This is a genomic window from Domibacillus iocasae, assembly GCF_001750285.1.
Classification (GTDB): domain Bacteria; phylum Bacillota; class Bacilli; order Bacillales; family Domibacillaceae; genus Domibacillus; species Domibacillus iocasae.
Genome location: NZ_MAMP01000011.1, coordinates 1 through 17,657 on the forward strand (window position 1 = coordinate 1; position 17,657 = coordinate 17,657).

The following is a 17,657-nucleotide window of genomic DNA, read 5'->3' on the forward strand; positions in this document are numbered from 1 at the left end:
GAAATTTCTACTTATGCGAGGAAGCCAGTCATTCTCGCACAGGTGGAAAAGTAGAAATTTCTACTTATGTGAGGAAGTGAGTCATTCTCGCACAGGTGGAAAAGTAGAAATTTCTACTTATGTGAAGTAATTACTCAAATAATGATGAAATATTACATTTTCATTACAAATTTAATCATGAATAAAAAACATTCATCCTATTCAGACAAAAAACCCAAAAGTACTTCTCGCAAATTTCTACCTGTGATAATATAAACATAAGTAGAAAAGTGTTAGGTATACTTTTGTGAATAACATTTGTTGGAGGAGAGATAAAATGTCAGCAAAAACAATCGTAGTCGGTAATTTTAAAGGTGGAGTTGGAAAAACAAAAGTGGCAGTCATGGCATCTTGGGAACTAGCTCATGAAATGAACAAAAAGGTGCTTTTAATTGATATGGATCCACAGGCAAATGCCACTACTCTTATTGCAAGATCAGCTGGGATTACAGAAATAGAATCTTCTATATTTGAAAGTTTTGAAAACAGCGATTTATCGAAGTCAGTTTTAAATGTAAAAGAGAATCTTGATCTTATTCCTGCAGCAGTTTCATTTAAAAACCTGCCTAAATTTTTATATGGTAAATTTTCAGATGATATTGACCAAGTGTCCTATTTAAAAACATTGTTAGAGCCATTGAAAAAAAACTATGACTATATCTTTATTGATGTACCACCTACAATCAGCGATTACTCCGACAATGCCATGATGGCTGCTGATTATGTATTAATCATACTTCAAGCTCAGGAGCTTTCCCTGGAAGGCGCTGAAACATACATTTCTTACCTCCAATTTATGATAGATGAGTACAATGCTTATATTCAAGTCGCAGGCGTACTCCCTGTTTTGCTACGCCCAGGAGGCCGTGTTGATCATGCAACTGTCGAAAGAGCAAAGGAATTGTTTGGAGAAGATAATGTATTTGAAAACTATATAAAACATTTGGAAAGATTAAAGGCATGGGATATTACAGGTATTACATACAAAGATCATCATGATAATAGAGCGCACCAAATTTTTATCGAGGTTGTTCAAGAAATGCTTGATAAAATAGAGCATTTTGAAGGCGGTGAAGTTAACGGTGAGTGATAAAAATGTAAAAGGTCAATTGTTAAATCTAAAAAGAGTAGATAGTTTACGAGCACAGCCGGTAAAATTTAACGATAAAGATCCTTTTAAATATAATGCCAATAAACAAGGATCGGTTGATGAAGAAAAAAAACCAAGCAGTGCAGTTAGAGAAACAGAAATTAAGACTGAGGACAGAGAGAAAGAAACCGTTAGGGAAAATTCAATAAAGAATATCAATCCTAAGGTTGAAGAGCAAAAAGGTGAATTGAATAGCCAGCAGAAGAAACATTTTGAGAAAGTACCCGCATCAGTTGAACCTCCAAGGGAAAAAGGGAAACGTAAGGCGGTAGTTGGAAAGAACAATTCTATCAAAACAATAAAAGTCCCAGCCCTTCTTCATACTCAGATAAACATGCTCGGTAAATTTATGGATGAGAATAAAACTTACGCAATTCTTAATGAGCTGGTTGAGAACTATGTGGAGAACTGTCTAACAGAACGGCAGCAAAAACAGTTTCACTTTATGAGCGAGTTTGTTCAAGAAGAGAAATAAATATAGAGAAGTTTTAATGAAAAAACAAGTATACCTTTGTTTAGATTTTGAATTAACAATTAAGTCGGTCAGAAACTTAGTAAAATAGAAATAGCTTTTACAGCCAAGCAGTTGCTTGGCTGTTTTTTAGTAGAGATCCGTTTTCTTTTTTATTTTTTCACGATTTTCGATGGATTGTTGACTTTAAGAGAAATTTTCGTTCAACAATTTTTCAGATCAGTTTCTTCTATTATATATGCGCTTACCTATTTTCATACTCTTTAACCATTTTATAAAAAGTCGTCTTTCTCATACCAATCTCTTGCATCGCTTTCACTGCAGTTAATTCCCCTGATCTCCATCTCTTATAGGATTGGATAAATTCATCTGTAATATGAGCCTTGGGTCTTCCAAACGTAACCCCCATTTGTAAAGCCACATCAATTCCTTCGCGCTGCCTTTTTTTGATTCGTTCTCTTTCTTCTTCGGCCATCCAGGAAAGAATCTGCAAAACAAGATCCGCAATAAATGTCCCTAAACTGTCCTTGTATTGAGTCGTATCTAACAACGGCATATCTAACACGACAATATCTGCTTGGATGTTCTTCGTAATGTCATTCCACTCGTGCAAGATCTCTTCTTTGTTCCTTCCAAAACGATCAAGTGAATGAATATAAAGCACATCACTTTTTCGAATAATGCGTTTAAGCAACTGATACTGTGCTCTTTCGAAATCTTTTCCACTTTGTTTATCCATGAAGATGTCTCGTTCATCAAGTCCCAATTTTTTCATTGCTTCAAGCTGCCGACTTTCATTTTGATCTTTACTACTGACCCGTATGTATCCAAATTTGCGAATGTCCATCATCTTTCCCCTTTTATAGATCACTTGTTCTTTTATTATAACAAAAGCGTTCGTAAAAGTGATGAAAAATCAGCGGACGTTCGTAAATTAATTTCATACTTAAACGAACGTTAAAACCGGTATTTTTCACATAAAAAAACCCCGTTCGTAAAAGTGTACTTTTACGAACGGAGCTTAACCTTATTGTTTAACTGTTTATTTTTGTTTCTCTATTTATTTGATCACTTCATAATAATGTAAGATAAAAATGATCTGGTTAATGAACATAGAATAGTGAACAGGGTTTTATTACAGAAAAGACAATAAAAACCCGCCTTTTTGAACCAGAATGATCATGCTCAGAAAAGGACGAGTTTCTGTATATAATAAATGACTAATGAGACATAGGTTTTGAGCAATGTTCTGAGACAGAAAAATAATAGGGTTTTGGCTAAAAGAAGCTGTTCATAAAAACATCTCAAAAACGATCGTTTTTGAGACAATCCGAACAATAAAAAAACAGCCTTTAAATTTCTTGAAAGCTGCCTATTTTTGAATTCAGATCACAATTAACGATTACGGAGTACTTTTTTGACCAAGCCTTTTTTAAGAGCTTCACCCACGAAATGCTTTAAAGCGAACGTTTTTTAGTTCAATGTTATCATTGCTTGAAAGAGAGATGTTTTTCCCTTTGTTCTGGTAATAGGCTGTGAATGTTGCTACTTTCTCTCCACCATTGATGAAGAGTTCTATCGAGTGAAGGTCGATGTAAAGTTCAATTTTGTTAATGTCACTCTTGAAAGCATCATGAATAGTGATTAGTCCTTGATTGCCATAGTCAGAATTATACGAGATGCTGTTGTTTTGGGCATCAACGGTGATTTTCGTTGATTTTTCATCATCTTTATTCAGCTCAACAGTAAAAGTGTTACTTCCTCTTGGTACAGAGAGTGTTAAATAGCCGATTCCTTCTCCACTAATCTCAACTGTTTCATTTTGTAGCTTAATAGCGTCGCGTGAAAACATTGCTGTAAAATGAGCTTCATGATCAATAAATGCAGATTGAATTAGTTGGTTGTTTTTGATGAGTAATTCTCTCGGAATGCTCATCATGCCATTAAACCCGTATTCTTTTGGTGGCATGGTTTGGTGCCAACGATGCATCCAACCAATCAGTAATCGCTCACTATTTTTCCCTTCTGTTGATTGAGGCGCGTAAAAAGTTTGACCATGATCTAGAAGACCTTTATGTTCCGCTGTAAATACGCCCTGTTCAAAATCCATTTTACCAATGACGTAAGATGTTGTATTTTGCTTCTCTTGCTGATATATAGGGTCACATGGCATCTCTGAAAATAGAAGGACGTCTCTCCCATTAATACTAAATAAATCTGGGCATTCTAGCAATGTGTTTTCTTCAAACTTTGATTGATAAATAGAGGAATGGAAGTGCCATTCTAACAGGTCATTTGACTTAAACATAATAATTTCTCCGCGTCTTTCTTTGTTTCGAACCGATAAGACGCAGTAGTACACACCATCTACTTCCATTACTTTTGGATCACGGAAATCACAAATTAGATATCCATCTGGTAATTGCTTTTCTCCAATAACAGGATTCAATTCATATTTTTTAAAATTTACCCCGTCTTCTGAAACGGCGATAGCCTGGCGCTCAAAGATTTGGGATTCATCTTTGTCAAATCCCAGATTCGGGTCAATATGAGCTGTGTACATAAGATAAAGCTTTCCGTCTTTTTCAATCGCGCTTCCAGAAAAACATCCGTTAGCGTCATAGGCTTTGTCGTTTGCTAATGCAACAGGAAGGTACTCCCACGTAATAAAATCTTCTGTTGACGCATGCCCCCAATGCATATCGTTCCAGACTATATCGTATGGGTAGTATTGATAAAAAAGATGATACTTTCCTTTGTGAAAAGAAAAGCCATTGGGATCATTCATCCAGCCAATTTCAGGCGAAAAGTGAAAATAAGGGCGATTCGTTGTTTTCATTTTGTTGTTTTGAATATATTCGTTTGCTTTTTGTAATCGATTCATAATGCACCTCTCTTATTTAATTCCGCTTTGCACTGAGCCACTGACAATGTATTTTTGAAAGATAATATATAAGATCACAATCGGAATTGTGACAATCGTTAATGCAGCCATAATATGACTTGTGAAAATATTATACGTATCACTGAAAACAGCATTTAAGGCTACTTGAACTGGCATTAATTCTGCATTAGACAGGGCCATAACCGGCCATAAGAAATCATTCCAAGAAGCTAAAAATGTTAAAATACCAACTGTAATATACATATTTAAACTTGATGGCATAACGATTCGAAAGAAGCAGCCAACTTCACTCAACCCATCCATTTTCCCTGCTTCAATTAACTCACCAGGAAATGATAGAAAGTGTTGTCTGAATAAAAAGATGTTCATAACATTTACGATAAATGGTAGAAGATAACCTGGAACTGTATTAATTAGTCCCATTTCATTTACAACTAAAAACAAAGGAAGGATTGTCGCTTCAATTGGAACGATCATTAATGCAATGACAAAAATGAGGATCCAATCTTTAAATGGAAACTTAAATCTTGCAAGGGCATAGCCTGCTAACGAGTTGATCGTTAACCCTACAATAACTGTAACAGACGCGTAAATTAAGCTATTTAAGATATTATCAAAAATATTATAAAAACTTAGTAATTCTGTATATGACTTAAACGATAAGTCTTCAAATCTTGGAATAATCGCAAAAATCGTCCCGATATCTTTATAAATAACCTCATCTGTTTTAAAAGAAGAAAGAATCATCCAAGCAAGAGGTACAAGAAACTGTAGAGCTACGATGAAAGCTAGTAAGTAAAAGGATATTTTCTTTACAATCTTCATGCTGCTTTCTCCTCTCTAAATAGCTTTTTAATCCCAATAGATAAGACAATTAAGCACACTGTAAATAACAGCGTAATCGCACTTGCATAGCCAATATTGCGGTGACGGAAGCCATATTCATAAATATATTGCAGAACTGTCATCGTTGAATAATCAGGACCTCCGCCTGTCATGACCATCGGCTGGACAATCAGTTTGAATGCTTGAATTGTTGTTGTGATCACTAAAAACATTAAGATTGGCTTTAACAAAGGAATCGTAATAAATAAAAACTTTTGGAATGTATTCGCACCGTCAATGTCTGCCGCTTCATATAAACTAGAATCAATGTTTTGTAATCCGGCTAAGAAAATCATCATTTGATAGCCGCATCCTGACCATGCGGAGATGACAACAATTGTGTACATCGCTTGTGTTGGACTTGAAAGAAACGGCTGCTTTGAAAGACCGAGATTCATCAGGATTTCATTGATTAGTCCGGATGTTGGGTTTAACATAACCGTCCAAAGGATTGAGATAACAACTAATGATAAAACCGCCGGTGAAAAATAAGCAGTACGGAAAAAGCCGATCCCTTTTATTTTTTTATTGGCGATAAGTGCTAAACCAAGTGCCATTGATAGCTGTAAAGGAACAACTAGAACCGCGAATTTGATTGTGTTATAAAAGCTTTGAATTAACACTTCATCTGTCAGCATTTGTTTAAAGTTTTCAAGACCGTTAAATTGTTTTTCATCTGGTTTTAATAAATAATAATCCGTAAATCCGTACGTAAACGCTAAAACAATCGGAAGAACAATAAAAAGGACAGCAAGCACCATAGCCGGCATTAAAAATCCATACGCTGATGCAACTTCACCTTTTTTGTAATGCTCGCTTTTCCGATAGTGCTCCGTTAAGTTTCTCACTTGGACAAAGCGGCCTAAATTTATATTTTTCATCATTTCACATCCTTTATTTGGCAATTAAGAGGTAAGGTCAACACCCCACCTCTTAATCTTTTAAATTATTTTTTATACTTTTCAAACTCTAATTCAATTTTCTTCGCCGCATCATCTAAATATTGCTTAATCGTCTCAGGATCCGTTGCCTTGTTTTGAGCAATTTTTAAAATAACATCTTTTGCAAATGTTTCTGATAAATATGGATATCCAGGTGAAACAGGGCGAGATTTGTTTGTTTCTTCAACTTGATATTTTAATACTGTCCACGCATCATTGTGATATGGGTTGTCCGTATTTGTATCAATTACATCAACTGAATTAATTCTTGTCGGAACAGATCCATTCATCTGGTAATACTGTTCTGATGCTTCATCGTTTGTTAACCATTCCATCACTTCTGCAATTTGTTGTACACGCTCTTCGTCTTCAATTTGGCCGTTACGAACAAACGCCCAGCTTCCGGATGGTGTGTATAATCCATCATAATTTTCGCTCATTTTTGGATAACGAAGCGATTTAAACTTTAAGTCTGGGTAATTATTAATAAGTTCACTCACATACCAGAAACCGCTTACAGATAAAGCGGATTTTCCTGTATGGAACGTTTTTTCCGACTCTGTTGCACTTGCAAGTGCCGGCTCTTCAAATAACTGCGCATATTTTGTTAATGCTTCCACGCTCTTCTCACTGTTTAACACACCATCTACCGTTACACCATCTTCTCCTACAATGTTTGCGTCATTGCCCCAAAGAAGTGGTGTGAAATAATACGTTCCTAATTCATAAGCACCTGCTGTAATATCTGTCAATAATAAACTTGTAGCCACTTCATAATTTTCAAAGGCCGGATCATTTGTTGTTTTAGCAAACTCATCAATTTTTCTAGATAACTCGACGAATTGATCCCATGTCCAATCTTCATCAACCGCTGGAACTAATGCTTTCACATCTTCTGGTAAAGCATTAATCATATCTTCGTTATACATAACTGCTACACCTGAATCTGAGTATCCCATTCCATAAAACTTTCCATCAACCGTTCCTTGGTCAATGATCGCCTCTGTAAAACCTTCTTTAAATCCTTCAGTTAAATAACCGTCTAATTCACCAAGAACTCCCGCATCTACATACGCTCCAATGTCTGGACCATCTAATGTGAAAATGTCTGGCAAATCATTTGCTGTAATAGCAGCGTTTAGCTTATCTATATAGCCTGAACCTGCACCAGCACGTGTGATATTTTCAATTTTAACTTGAGGTTTGTCCGGGTTTGCTTCATTGTAAGATTTCACTCTCTCAGCAAACATTTTCCCTTCTGGATGGTCAGCTGAAGCTTGTGTCCAGACTACGATTTCTTCATTTGCTTTTTCTTCGCCACAAGCCGAAAGCGTAAGAGCAAGAAGGGATGTAGCAATTAATAAAAAAATTTTTTTCATACTTTCATAACCCCCTTAAGAATATTTTAAGAAAACGTATTCACGATTCCTGGTATTAATCTTACATGACGAGGGAAATTATTGTCAATCTATTTTTAAAGCGTTTACATTTATATCGAAAAATTATATGATGTTTTCACTACTAAAAATCCGGAGAATAATGTTATGATTTCAAGTGAATGCGTATTCCGTATAGAAAGGGAGACTATGATGAAAATTACGATGAAAGAAATTGCGGAACTTGCTAAAGTTTCCCAACCGACGGTCTCGCGTGTCATTAATGGAAATAAAACTGTTAACGAAGAGGCTGCAAAACGCGTGCTTAAAGTGATTGAAGAGGTCGGATTTATCCCAAATAAAGCCGCGCAAACATTAAAGCGAAGTCGTTCGAATACTATTGGCGTTTCCATTACAGAAACCTACAATCCATATTTTGTTGAATTGATTGATCATTTAGAAGGTGTCGCACGCAAAAATGGTTTCAGCATTCTTTTGCATAATAGCAATCGCAACCCTATTCTTGAATGGGAGAATGTTCAAAATTTTATCGCTCGTCAAGTCGATGGAATGATCATTATCCCGACAGGGGAATACAACATAGAGCGAATTAGTAAACTCTCAATCCCTTCAGTAGTAATGACACAAAATCGAAAACATCTTGATAGTGTAGGGCTTGACCACGTATTTGCAGGAAAAATGGTAGCGGAGAAATTTATTCATTTAGGTCACAAATCGTTTGCATTTATTGGAACCAAACCATCGGATGATAAATTTTACGGATTTAAAAGTGCCATTATCGAAAACGGTTTTCATTTTGATGAAAATCAGTTTATTCCATTGGAAGAATCGTCCGTAAACAACTTTTTAATGCGACGAGACATTGAAAATTATTTAAATAAAGTTGGAAATAACATTGATTTTACATGCGTATTTGCTGCAAATGATATCATAGCACTCGAATTTATTAAAGCAGCCTCAGAGCGGGGGATAAATGTTCCGGACGATATCATCGTTGTTGGATTTGATGATACGTATTTAGCGAAAATCATGGGCATATCCAGTATTCATCAACCAATTGATGAAATGGTGAAAACGACATTTGATCTACTGATGGACCGTTTGGAAAACGAGGTACATCCTGAACCTATTCAAATTAAGCTAAAGCCAACACTGATCGAACGCAATAGTTACTTGAATGTATTTTTAACCCAAAAGTAGACCAGGGCGCTCATTTGATCACCCTGAAAAACTGGAGCGTCTACACTTATCTGGACAAAAATTAAGGTCACGTATACTTGACCTAAAACAGATGAGGAGCTTTAACTATGGCAAAGAGAAAATGCCGGTTAGAAGACGACGTGACAGGCGCTGTCCATAGAGATTTTCCAACAAAGCCGAAGTGCCTACGGCACCCGCAAGATCAAAGTCGAATTGCATAAACGTGGATTTGCGGTTTCTAGATGGCGAATTGGACGCATCATGAAGGAACAAGGGCTTGTTTCTTCCTATACAGTGGCACAGTGCAGGCTACAGAAAGCTCCTTGTAATAAGTCAGCTCAGGCAAATGAATTGAAACGCGAGTTTTAGCAGACAGAAGCGAAAAAAGTAGTCGTCAGTGATTTAACATACGTCAAAGTCAAAAATCAATGGCATTACATATGTATATTTGTCGATCTCTTTAACCGCGAAATTATTGGCTTTAGCACAGGACCTAACAAAGATGCGAATCTTGTTGCACGAGCTTTTTTCTCTATTCAAGGTTATCTGCGGGATCTCCAGCTATTTTATACTGACCGTGGCAGCGAGTTTAAAAATCAACTCATTGATGAAACGTTAGCGGCCTTCCAGATTGGCCGCTCTTTAAGCATGAAGGGCTGTCCATATGATAACGCCGCGGTGGAAGCCGCATTTGAAATCATCAAAACAGAGTTTATCAGCCAGATGAAGTTTGAGAGTCTAGAGCACCTTATGCTTGAATTCAGTGACTATGTCAACTGGTTTAACAAGCTGCGAATTCATGGAACACTGGGTTACGTAAGCCCAATCGAATACAAACGATCTTCCTTTAAGAAAGTTGTTTGATTTAGTGTTGACAATCCAAAAAATGAAGCAGCTACATAAAAATTAGCTGCTTCATTTTTTGGACTTTATTAGCCTGTCAGTAAAGTGTTTGACATTTAAAATGAATTTCGCGTAAAAGTGTACTAATACACAACGTTGTTAGAAAGAAAGGCACTTAATACAGTGGCTGTTCTTCTGCATTAACACTTGTGATGGTTAAAACTCATAAATAGACGACAAATTTAGTCAAAGGACATTTGTTGCTATTCACCGAACTTAAAACATAAGTGAACAACATACTTGGAAACCTGATCGAAACCTGCCACACACCTTCAGAATAGCGTCATATTAAGCTTTTTGTCAGGAACATACGTTGAAACTTATCTTGAAAGGATGATTAAAATCGCAAATCAAACGCAAGATCAACGTGCTGAAAACCTAAGTGAAAACCTTGAGGAAATGCGCTTAACGGTGAAAGAAGCGGCTAAGTATGTAAATGAAAGTCCTGGTGTTGTCCGCAATTGGCTGAGGGAATTGAAGCCATACATCCCTGCTGTTCAAGGAGAAAATGGGTACCACTACTTTGATAAGCCAGCATTGGAAAGGCTCATGCTGATCCGCCAATTAAGCAGGGATCAGAACTATTCCATCAAGCAGATCGAATATTACTTTGCAACGGGAGAGGCGAAAGTTGAACCGGAGGCAATGGAAGAACGTTTATCGGATGATATGCGGAAGGATTTAGATACCATTTTGGAGCGGCTGGAACGGCAGGAGCAGTTTAATCAGGCATTAGTGATGAAATTAGATGAGCAGCAGCATTACATCAAAGAATCACTCAATAAGCGGGATCAATTATTGCTGGAATCGCTGAAAGCCTCGCAGGAAGCCAAGAAAGCTGAAGTGAAAAAGAAACGGTTTTTCAACTGGTTTGGGAGCGACAAGTCATAGGAATAGGACCGCCTAGAATTGTAGTCGACGTTTAAATAAGCTATGCACACAGGTTCTGAACCTGTGTGCATACCTGTTGGAAAGAAGCCGCACAAGTTTGCTGAATGAGCGTAAACAATCCATTTTAGGGAACTCAATTCATGTACAAAATAGACGTAAGCCACCGTGCATGATTACATTTCATACGCCATTTCTCACTCCTGCAGCTCCAAGAGTGAGAAATTAATTTGAATTCCCTTTGTGCCCGCCTACATGCCCGGCCCGCTGCAGGTAGGTTCCGCCTTTCATTAAACTATACGCTCGGAAAATGGCATCTTTGCCGAACCGGTCACGTATCTCATCAATGGTTTCATCGAGAATGTGCCGGCGCTCATCCAGCTCCGGCGGGGTGAAAAGATCCATTTGCTCGTGTCCTGCGGGCTGAAGCTTGCTGCACACAACGTGGATCTGTCTCACCGGCTGCTGCATCCAGTACTTTTTAAAAAGACGTATGAAATGGCCTGCGAGTTCTGCTGTTGCATTGGTACTCCGAGGCAGCAGGACCTGGTGCCTGAATCCGTGGTCTTCAATATCGCGAGTATAGGATATGCCAAGTGCAATTCCGGATGCAGCGACACCATGCCGGCGCAGCCGGCTCGCTACATCTTCGGTCATTTCCTTGATGACGATGATAATTTCATCTTCATGGTAGTAATCCCTCATTAAGATCTGCCCTTTTGAATAAGACTTTTCACGGGGCCCCGCTTTATCAGAAAGAACGCTATAATCGATTCCCCACGCATGATAGTACATCTGCAACCCAACGATGCCATATTTCTTCTTCAGCTTCCATTTGTCCGCATGCGCGAGATCCTTCACTGATTCAATTCCAATGTTGCAAAGCGATCTGGCATAGCCGGATGAAATGCCCCACATATCTGTTATCGGGTGGATCGACCAGACCTTTTCCGGCACATCCTCATAGGTCCAGCAGGCAATACCGTCCCGCGCATTTTTCCCTTCATTATCAAGCGCCAGCTTGGCAAGAAGGGGGTTGTCTCCGATGCCAATCGTCACTACCAGCCGAAGCTCGCGCCAGATCGTATGCTGAATCATTTTGGCGATGGTGTGCTTATCCCCAAAAAGCCGGCCGGAAGCGGTCACATCCAAAAATGCTTCATCGATCGAGTAGATGTGCAGGTCCTCATCTGCCACAAAGCGGCGGAAGATATTCATGACCATCTGGTTCACCTTAAGGTACAGCGCCATAGAGGGTTCAACGACTGTCAGCCGCGGATCATTGGGGATTTCAAAGTTCCGGGATCCTGTTTTGATGCCAAATTCTTTTTTCACGCGGGGGGAAGCGGCCAGCACAACCGACCCAGGCCGCTCCCTGTTTGCGATGACAATAATGTAGGCATAAAGCGGATGAATCCGCCTTCTGACTGCTTCCACACTGGCAAAAAAGGATTTCACGTCAATGCAAAGCACATCGCGGCGTGGCAGCTCATCGTCTTCAATCGGTGTCCCCATATTCTTCACCTTCAGCAAGCGCAATAGAAACCATTTCATCAATCCAAAGCCTTGAGCTGAAGCCAGCCATCTTCATATACGGCTTCTGACCGGGAAGGCAGCTGAACTCTGATACGACCCCGCTCACTTTCAGCGGGTCATCATCACCAAACGTATTCAGTTCAATGACGACCTCTTTTTTCAAGTGGATAGAGAGATGGACCATCCGGTTAAACTCTTCCTTTTGCTGTTCATCAAACAGAATTTCCCTTCTTATAACCTTGTTTTTTTCAGTATTCATCATTTCAGCGTGCTCAGAAAGGATCAGGCCCTGCCATTTCATCATCCCTCGATCTGGATACAATTTTCTCAAACCAACATCACTCCTTTCAAAGAGAACAAATGTTCTTCTTCTTATTATATTCCTTATGAGAACAAATATTCCTGCATGTAAATGCAACTTTTTTTAAAAATGCAATATATTTCATTAAATAAAACATTGTTATTCAATATGTTTCATTGAGAGAATGGAATCATATGAAAACAGGCGCTACCCCCTTATATACAAGGAATAGCGCCTGTTTTTTGGCTGGTTTTCGAATATCACATAATATGTTTTATGTTGCATCCATTTGAACTTTCTATTCGATCAGGTTAATCTTTTTTAAATACCGATAAAACCAATAGCCAAACATGTATGGGAAAAGATAAGAAACAAATGTCCAAAAGATATTCCATCCATTTCCGTATGATACTTTCCCTAACAGAAAAAACAAAGCCTCAACTAATGTTGTTACAAATGCGATAAAGAACACAATAAGGTAAGGGCTTTTGCTGCTTTTCTTTATGAAATAAATCATATAACATGCTAAAACAGGATAGAGTCCTAAATTAAATGGTAAAGTGGATAAGATTTCTGGCTTGGTGAAAGGATATACATGCCAAAAACCCAAGTCCACTCCTAGTCCATTGACTAAAAACGCATTAACAGAAGCAAAAGGAGCGATCAAAGGTATAAGTTTTTTATCTTTCAATTGTAGATGCAATACAGCAATAACCCAAGGAATTACAAAGAAAGCAATTGAAAAAACCATTTCACCTATCTCCTTTTTGCATCGCAAATCTAAAAATCCAGAATAACTATCCGTAGACTATCCACTTATCAAGGTACATATACATTATGAAAACGGTCGTCTTGCCTTTCCAGACAGCATTACAACAAAGAAAGAAGATTAAGAAAAACAACCCTCCTGGCTTTTAAAAGCCAGGAGGGTTTTACTTCCATGCAACATAATAACATTTATGTTGCATGGGGAACACATGAAAAAGAGTGGCTACAAATTGTAAACCACTCAGGGGATAAGAAAAGTGTACAACAGCATTGTCATTGTACTAATCACTCTATGCTTTCTTAGTGAGAATGATTAATCTGTTAGCCTTTGGTCAGTTAAATTAAATTTAACTGTTTGGTATTTGAAACAATAAAAAGCAATTACCCCCGAAGAAGGTAATTGCCTTTTTTGAATGTACGTATCAAAAGAAAATGAACAAAAGTGCCGCAATACACTCTTGTAGGATTAATGTATGCTCGAACAATACGTATATTCTAGACCTTTAGAATCTGGGGGCGTTCTCAATACAACATAATACCTATTATGTTGCATTAGTAAGCGAATATTATTTTTCAAATAGGGGAACCTACGAAAAAAATTTCATTTTGAGGAGAATTTTTTTCACTAATTTTGACATTTCAATAGTAACGATTGTAATGCTGATTGCAGTTGGGATGATAGCGTGGCTTGCTGCCTGGGGAACAGGCTTAATTGGGGATCAAAATGATACAGATAAACCTCCAAAAAATAGATCGAAGAAAAAGGATGGGGCATAACGCTTCGCCCAGCTCGAGGAGTAGTGATGCAATATGAAAAGGTCAGTTTTATCGGATAAGGAACTTCTTCAAGCATATCATCAAGCTCAAAAATTGAATTTGGATAAAGAATTCATCAATATGCTAAAGGAAGAAATCCAATTAAGAAAACTTTCTGAAAAATCAAAAAAACCTCTGTCGTTTTAAACGTCGGGGGTTTTTGAATGAAATACAATAAATTACCACTTGGTCGTATATCGGATGCTTTATACTAAAAATGTCGAGGACGGCTATCCCTAAAATCAAAAAAAGCAGCCTCGGAGTAGCAGCCGCTTAATTAGATATACGAGGAGATGAAGTGATTAATAATACACTTATTGTATGTATTCGTATTAGAAACGTGAAAGAGCGCAGCTACCCGTTATGATAGCAACGCTTGCAAAATTGGTAGTTGTCAGGAGAAGATAAATCAATGTATGTACGGCTTGGCCGCTCTATTCCCCGAATCTTGGACGCCAAAAAAAGGCCGTGGAAAGAGAACCGTAGCGATGAGAGCGCCATTTCTAGGCGACTGGGAACTCTAGGGGGAGATCTGCTGAAATGGCGCCTAAAGGGAGCATACAGGATATGGCATAGACCATTTTTTTATTAGCATTTAACGAATGAAGCACCAACAATGATTAAAAGAATGAACAACACTACAATCAGCACAAAGGTGCTGCCGTAACCGCCACCGCCATAGCAGCAATCTCCGCCGTAACCGCCTTGGTAACCACTCATCTTATCTCATCTCCTTTACAGAAAGGTAGCGAAACAATTATATAAATCAATAGTTCTAATATCTTTAATGTCTCTTAATTGATCTATAATAATTGAATCTATCCTATAAGATATGAACAAAGAAACGTATTGGATTAAGCGCTTGCCGCCATTGATAAACTTTGTTTGCAAAATTAAATAATAAGATTGAGTATGAACAACAACAAAAACGCTCGAGATTCTAAAAATCTGGGCGTTCCCCATACAACAAAATTATATTTATGTTGCATTCCGTTTTACTGGTCAACAGTAGACACAAACTATGTAACAGAGGGAGGAGATTAACAGAGTCAATTATGAATAGAAACCCTAGTGCCAATCGGAACGCTAGAGGATAATTCTAGAACATCATGATTAAACATTCTAATACATCCATGGGAGACATTCTTACCAATTGAAGCTGGGTTATTTGTTCCGTGTATGCCGTAATGAGGTTTTGACAATCCCATCCAAAGCACTCCAAATGGTCCGCCGGGATGAAGTTGTTTATTGATAATCGTGTATGTCCCAGAAGGTGTTGGTGACAATATTTTCCCAACTGCAATTGGATAAGCTTTTATAAGTTTGTTTCCATCAAAAAGTTTTAATTGATGTTGTGATGTTGATACGTCAATCCATCTTGCCATGAAGATCAACTCCATTTTTTGATTACTGTATGAAGGAACTCAGGCATTTATTAATTAATAGAAATTGATTGAACAGTTAATGAGAAAAGAAAGCAAAATTGCTTAATGAACAGTACATTGAAATTATTCACGGCGAACTTTCTTTAAATACGATACAATGCTTGTTTTTAATGAGGCGTAAGAACCGATTGCAGTATATCCGTAAAACCAGCCCATGAAAATACCGGCAACTAGATGCCCTCGGTGGCTGATGAAAACAGAAATAAGTAAACCTATGATCAATGCAATGAAAGGAACCAAGGGTTTCGAAGGCTTAAAAAATATTTTGATTAACTGGGTCAGGATTAGAACGACAGGGACCGCAATGACAGCATCCCAGAAATTTGTATGTATTGTGGGGAAATCCATTGAGATATCACCTTTTTTAATGATATCATGTTGAAATTTCGAAATTTTATTCAACAGTACGTCCATACTGCACATTAAATGCAACAAAATTGCATTTATGTTGCATTCTGTTTTACTGATCAACAGTGGACCGAAACTGTTGAGTAAAGAAATTTCCCAACTTACTTTAGGAGTTTTACTTTTTCTCTCAATTCTTTTATTTCTTTAATCATTTGGGCTGGATAATCCTTTGGAGAGTCTTTTCGTTTGTTTTCTCCCTCAAACACTTTGTACTCAAGCAGCACTTGCCAAAAATGTTCTGCTTCATTTAACATCGCTTCTAAAAACTCTTTTTCAGGAAGCACAGCCTCCGCAAAAATGTATTCATCCCATTCACCGACAAGAATAAAGTGTAACGAACCATTTCCTAATGAAGTCCATTTTAATGTAACAGGGTCAATACCATACATAGTTTCAGCCTGACGGTTTTTCAGATATTGCTTGATCGCTGTAGAATATGTTTGTTCCCATAAACTCAAACCATCTGGTTCGTCGATCCCGATAACTGTTTTATTTTGATACTTGATTGTCACAACCATTTGGATATACTCAGGACTAAATTTTCGATAAGCAAAATAATCCTTAAACTTGGATGACTCCTCTAATCCTATATACCGTTCTCTTGTAAAAAGACTTAAATCTGCAATGTCATATGAATGCTTTTCTAAAAAGGTTTTGATTTCAAACATTATTTGTCTCCTTTAAAACGATTTTTCTTTTATTTCAACGCAGCCCCATACTCAAACCATTCGTTAGTGCGACAAACCGAAGCTAATCAACAGTTCGTCCATAATGTATATTAAAAGCCCCCGCTGCCTTTGACCAGCCGGGGCTTTTCCAACACAACATAATAACATTTATGTTGCATTCAACTAATTTCTCTCACCCTTTTTTCTGAATAAAACTGATTAAGTAAACCCCTAGTACAATAATTGCAGTTATCACTAACGAATAACCAAAGACTTTAGATAAATACTCGGAAATGGACAGTGTCATTGGAGAAGAAAGCCCAGCTGCGTCTGTTGTTAATATTGTTCGATCTATCAAAAACAAAGATAGAATGAATATAATAACAAATGAAGCTATTGTAGTTTTTAATAAATTTTTTTTCACATTTGTCATCCTCTTAAATTTGATCTTTATATATTTTTTTAAAAAGAGCTTGTACTAAAGTTATCTATCTACGTAACCGAACCAAATTATACCATTTGAAACGACTACAACATAATTTACTTTATATTGAATTATTTCTTATATTTTCTTGAACTCAAGCACCCATCAATTCAACAAGGAATTTGTTAAAACGGCTCCCCAATAAAGAAAACTCATAGTAAAAAAAACAAATGTAAATGTTGTTATAGCTTTTGGTAATTTACGATAAAAGTACACTAATGCCAAACCAATTAGTATATGAATGAAAATAAAAAAAATAAGACTCATTTATCTCACCTCTTACCTAAACTGTACCATTTCCTATGGTTCATAATAACCCTAAGTTTCAAAAAAATGCCATGTTGATTGAAGAATACAACATAATAGCATTTATATTGCATTAAGGAGTGAGCTTTATGGTGTGTTTTTTCAACTAAACCAGCTAATAGGATGTCAAGATTTTTCAATAAAA

At 37.3% G+C, this 17,657-nt stretch carries 17 protein-coding genes and 1 pseudogene; 6 read left to right on the forward strand and 12 right to left on the reverse strand.

Annotated features, from left to right (window positions below):
* The first annotated feature begins 316 nt into the window (after window positions 1-316).
* Together BA724_RS04425 and BA724_RS04430 are read left to right on the forward strand one after the other, a co-directional pair.
* Window positions 317-1,129, forward strand: coding sequence for an AAA family ATPase (locus tag BA724_RS04425; RefSeq protein ID WP_069937468.1), 813 nt, complete (start codon window positions 317-319; stop codon window positions 1,127-1,129).
* Window positions 1,122-1,664, forward strand: coding sequence for a hypothetical protein (locus BA724_RS04430; protein WP_069937469.1), 543 nt, complete (start codon window positions 1,122-1,124; stop codon window positions 1,662-1,664). The genes BA724_RS04425 and BA724_RS04430 overlap by 8 nt, the downstream gene beginning before the upstream one ends.
* A gap of 241 nt (window positions 1,665-1,905) precedes the next feature.
* Here BA724_RS04430 and BA724_RS04435 read toward each other — a convergent pair whose 3' ends face one another.
* From BA724_RS04435 to BA724_RS04455, 5 genes are all read right to left on the reverse strand, one after another.
* Complete coding sequence (locus tag BA724_RS04435) at window positions 1,906-2,508, reverse strand: recombinase family protein (protein WP_069937470.1); 603 nt, start codon at window positions 2,506-2,508, stop codon at window positions 1,906-1,908.
* Between the two features lie 594 nt (window positions 2,509-3,102).
* A complete protein-coding gene (locus tag BA724_RS04440; RefSeq protein WP_069937471.1) occupies window positions 3,103-4,545 on the reverse strand; it encodes a glycoside hydrolase family 32 protein in 1,443 nt (480 codons plus the stop codon).
* Window positions 4,546-4,557: 12 nt separating this feature from the next.
* Complete coding sequence (locus BA724_RS04445) at window positions 4,558-5,391, reverse strand: carbohydrate ABC transporter permease (protein WP_069937472.1); 834 nt, start codon at window positions 5,389-5,391, stop codon at window positions 4,558-4,560.
* A complete protein-coding gene (locus BA724_RS04450; RefSeq protein ID WP_245676144.1) occupies window positions 5,388-6,335 on the reverse strand; it encodes a carbohydrate ABC transporter permease in 948 nt (315 codons plus the stop codon). Before BA724_RS04450 ends, BA724_RS04445 begins: the two co-directional genes overlap by 4 nt.
* A 62-nt stretch (window positions 6,336-6,397) precedes the next feature.
* Window positions 6,398-7,771, reverse strand: coding sequence for an ABC transporter substrate-binding protein (locus tag BA724_RS04455; protein WP_069937473.1), 1,374 nt, complete (start codon window positions 7,769-7,771; stop codon window positions 6,398-6,400).
* A 165-nt stretch (window positions 7,772-7,936) separates the two neighbouring features.
* Here BA724_RS04455 and BA724_RS04460 point away from each other — a divergent pair, with 165 nt between their 5' ends.
* The 3 genes and pseudogenes from BA724_RS04460 to BA724_RS04470 all read left to right on the forward strand — a co-directional run bounded on the left by BA724_RS04460 (window position 7,937) and on the right by BA724_RS04470 (window position 10,783).
* Entirely contained in the window at window positions 7,937-8,989 is a 1,053-nt protein-coding gene (locus BA724_RS04460) for a LacI family DNA-binding transcriptional regulator (RefSeq protein WP_083256058.1), read from the forward strand.
* Between the two features lie 150 nt (window positions 8,990-9,139).
* Window positions 9,140-9,853 (forward strand): annotated as a pseudogene (locus BA724_RS18465) (IS3 family transposase); the annotation flags it as partial.
* 372 nt (window positions 9,854-10,225) lie between these two features.
* Entirely contained in the window at window positions 10,226-10,783 is a 558-nt protein-coding gene (locus tag BA724_RS04470) for a MerR family transcriptional regulator (protein WP_069937475.1), read from the forward strand.
* A gap of 222 nt (window positions 10,784-11,005) precedes the next feature.
* Here the strand turns inward: BA724_RS04470 and BA724_RS04475 are convergent, their stop codons facing one another.
* From BA724_RS04475 to BA724_RS04485, 3 genes are all read right to left on the reverse strand, one after another.
* On the reverse strand, window positions 11,006-12,295 hold the full coding sequence (locus BA724_RS04475) for a Y-family DNA polymerase (protein WP_069937476.1): 1,290 nt from the start codon (window positions 12,293-12,295) through the stop codon (window positions 11,006-11,008).
* On the reverse strand, window positions 12,279-12,647 hold the full coding sequence (locus BA724_RS04480) for a YolD-like family protein (protein WP_069937477.1): 369 nt from the start codon (window positions 12,645-12,647) through the stop codon (window positions 12,279-12,281). Before BA724_RS04480 ends, BA724_RS04475 begins: the two co-directional genes overlap by 17 nt.
* A gap of 268 nt (window positions 12,648-12,915) precedes the next feature.
* Window positions 12,916-13,368: a CBO0543 family protein gene (locus BA724_RS04485; RefSeq protein ID WP_069937478.1), complete on the reverse strand. Its 453-nt coding sequence runs from the start codon at window positions 13,366-13,368 to the stop codon at window positions 12,916-12,918.
* An 827-nt stretch (window positions 13,369-14,195) separates the two neighbouring features.
* On the opposite strand from BA724_RS04485, the gene sda reads away from it, so the two are divergent.
* On the forward strand, window positions 14,196-14,348 hold the full coding sequence (gene sda / locus BA724_RS17830) for a sporulation histidine kinase inhibitor Sda (RefSeq protein ID WP_083256061.1): 153 nt from the start codon (window positions 14,196-14,198) through the stop codon (window positions 14,346-14,348).
* Between the two features lie 441 nt (window positions 14,349-14,789).
* On the opposite strand, the gene BA724_RS04495 is transcribed toward sda, so the two are convergent.
* The 4 genes from BA724_RS04495 to BA724_RS04510 all read right to left on the reverse strand — a co-directional run bounded on the left by BA724_RS04495 (window position 14,790) and on the right by BA724_RS04510 (window position 16,722).
* Window positions 14,790-14,921 (reverse strand): YjcZ family sporulation protein, encoded by a 132-nt coding sequence (locus BA724_RS04495; RefSeq protein ID WP_069937480.1) that lies wholly within the window; start codon window positions 14,919-14,921, stop codon window positions 14,790-14,792.
* 329 nt (window positions 14,922-15,250) lie between these two features.
* Window positions 15,251-15,586, reverse strand: coding sequence for a L,D-transpeptidase (locus BA724_RS04500; protein WP_069937481.1), 336 nt, complete (start codon window positions 15,584-15,586; stop codon window positions 15,251-15,253).
* A 123-nt stretch (window positions 15,587-15,709) separates the two neighbouring features.
* Complete coding sequence (locus BA724_RS04505; RefSeq protein ID WP_069937482.1) at window positions 15,710-15,994, reverse strand: hypothetical protein; 285 nt, start codon at window positions 15,992-15,994, stop codon at window positions 15,710-15,712.
* A gap of 161 nt (window positions 15,995-16,155) precedes the next feature.
* Window positions 16,156-16,722: a hypothetical protein gene (locus BA724_RS04510; RefSeq protein ID WP_069937483.1), complete on the reverse strand. Its 567-nt coding sequence runs from the start codon at window positions 16,720-16,722 to the stop codon at window positions 16,156-16,158.
* Window positions 16,723-17,657: the final 935 nt, after the last annotated feature.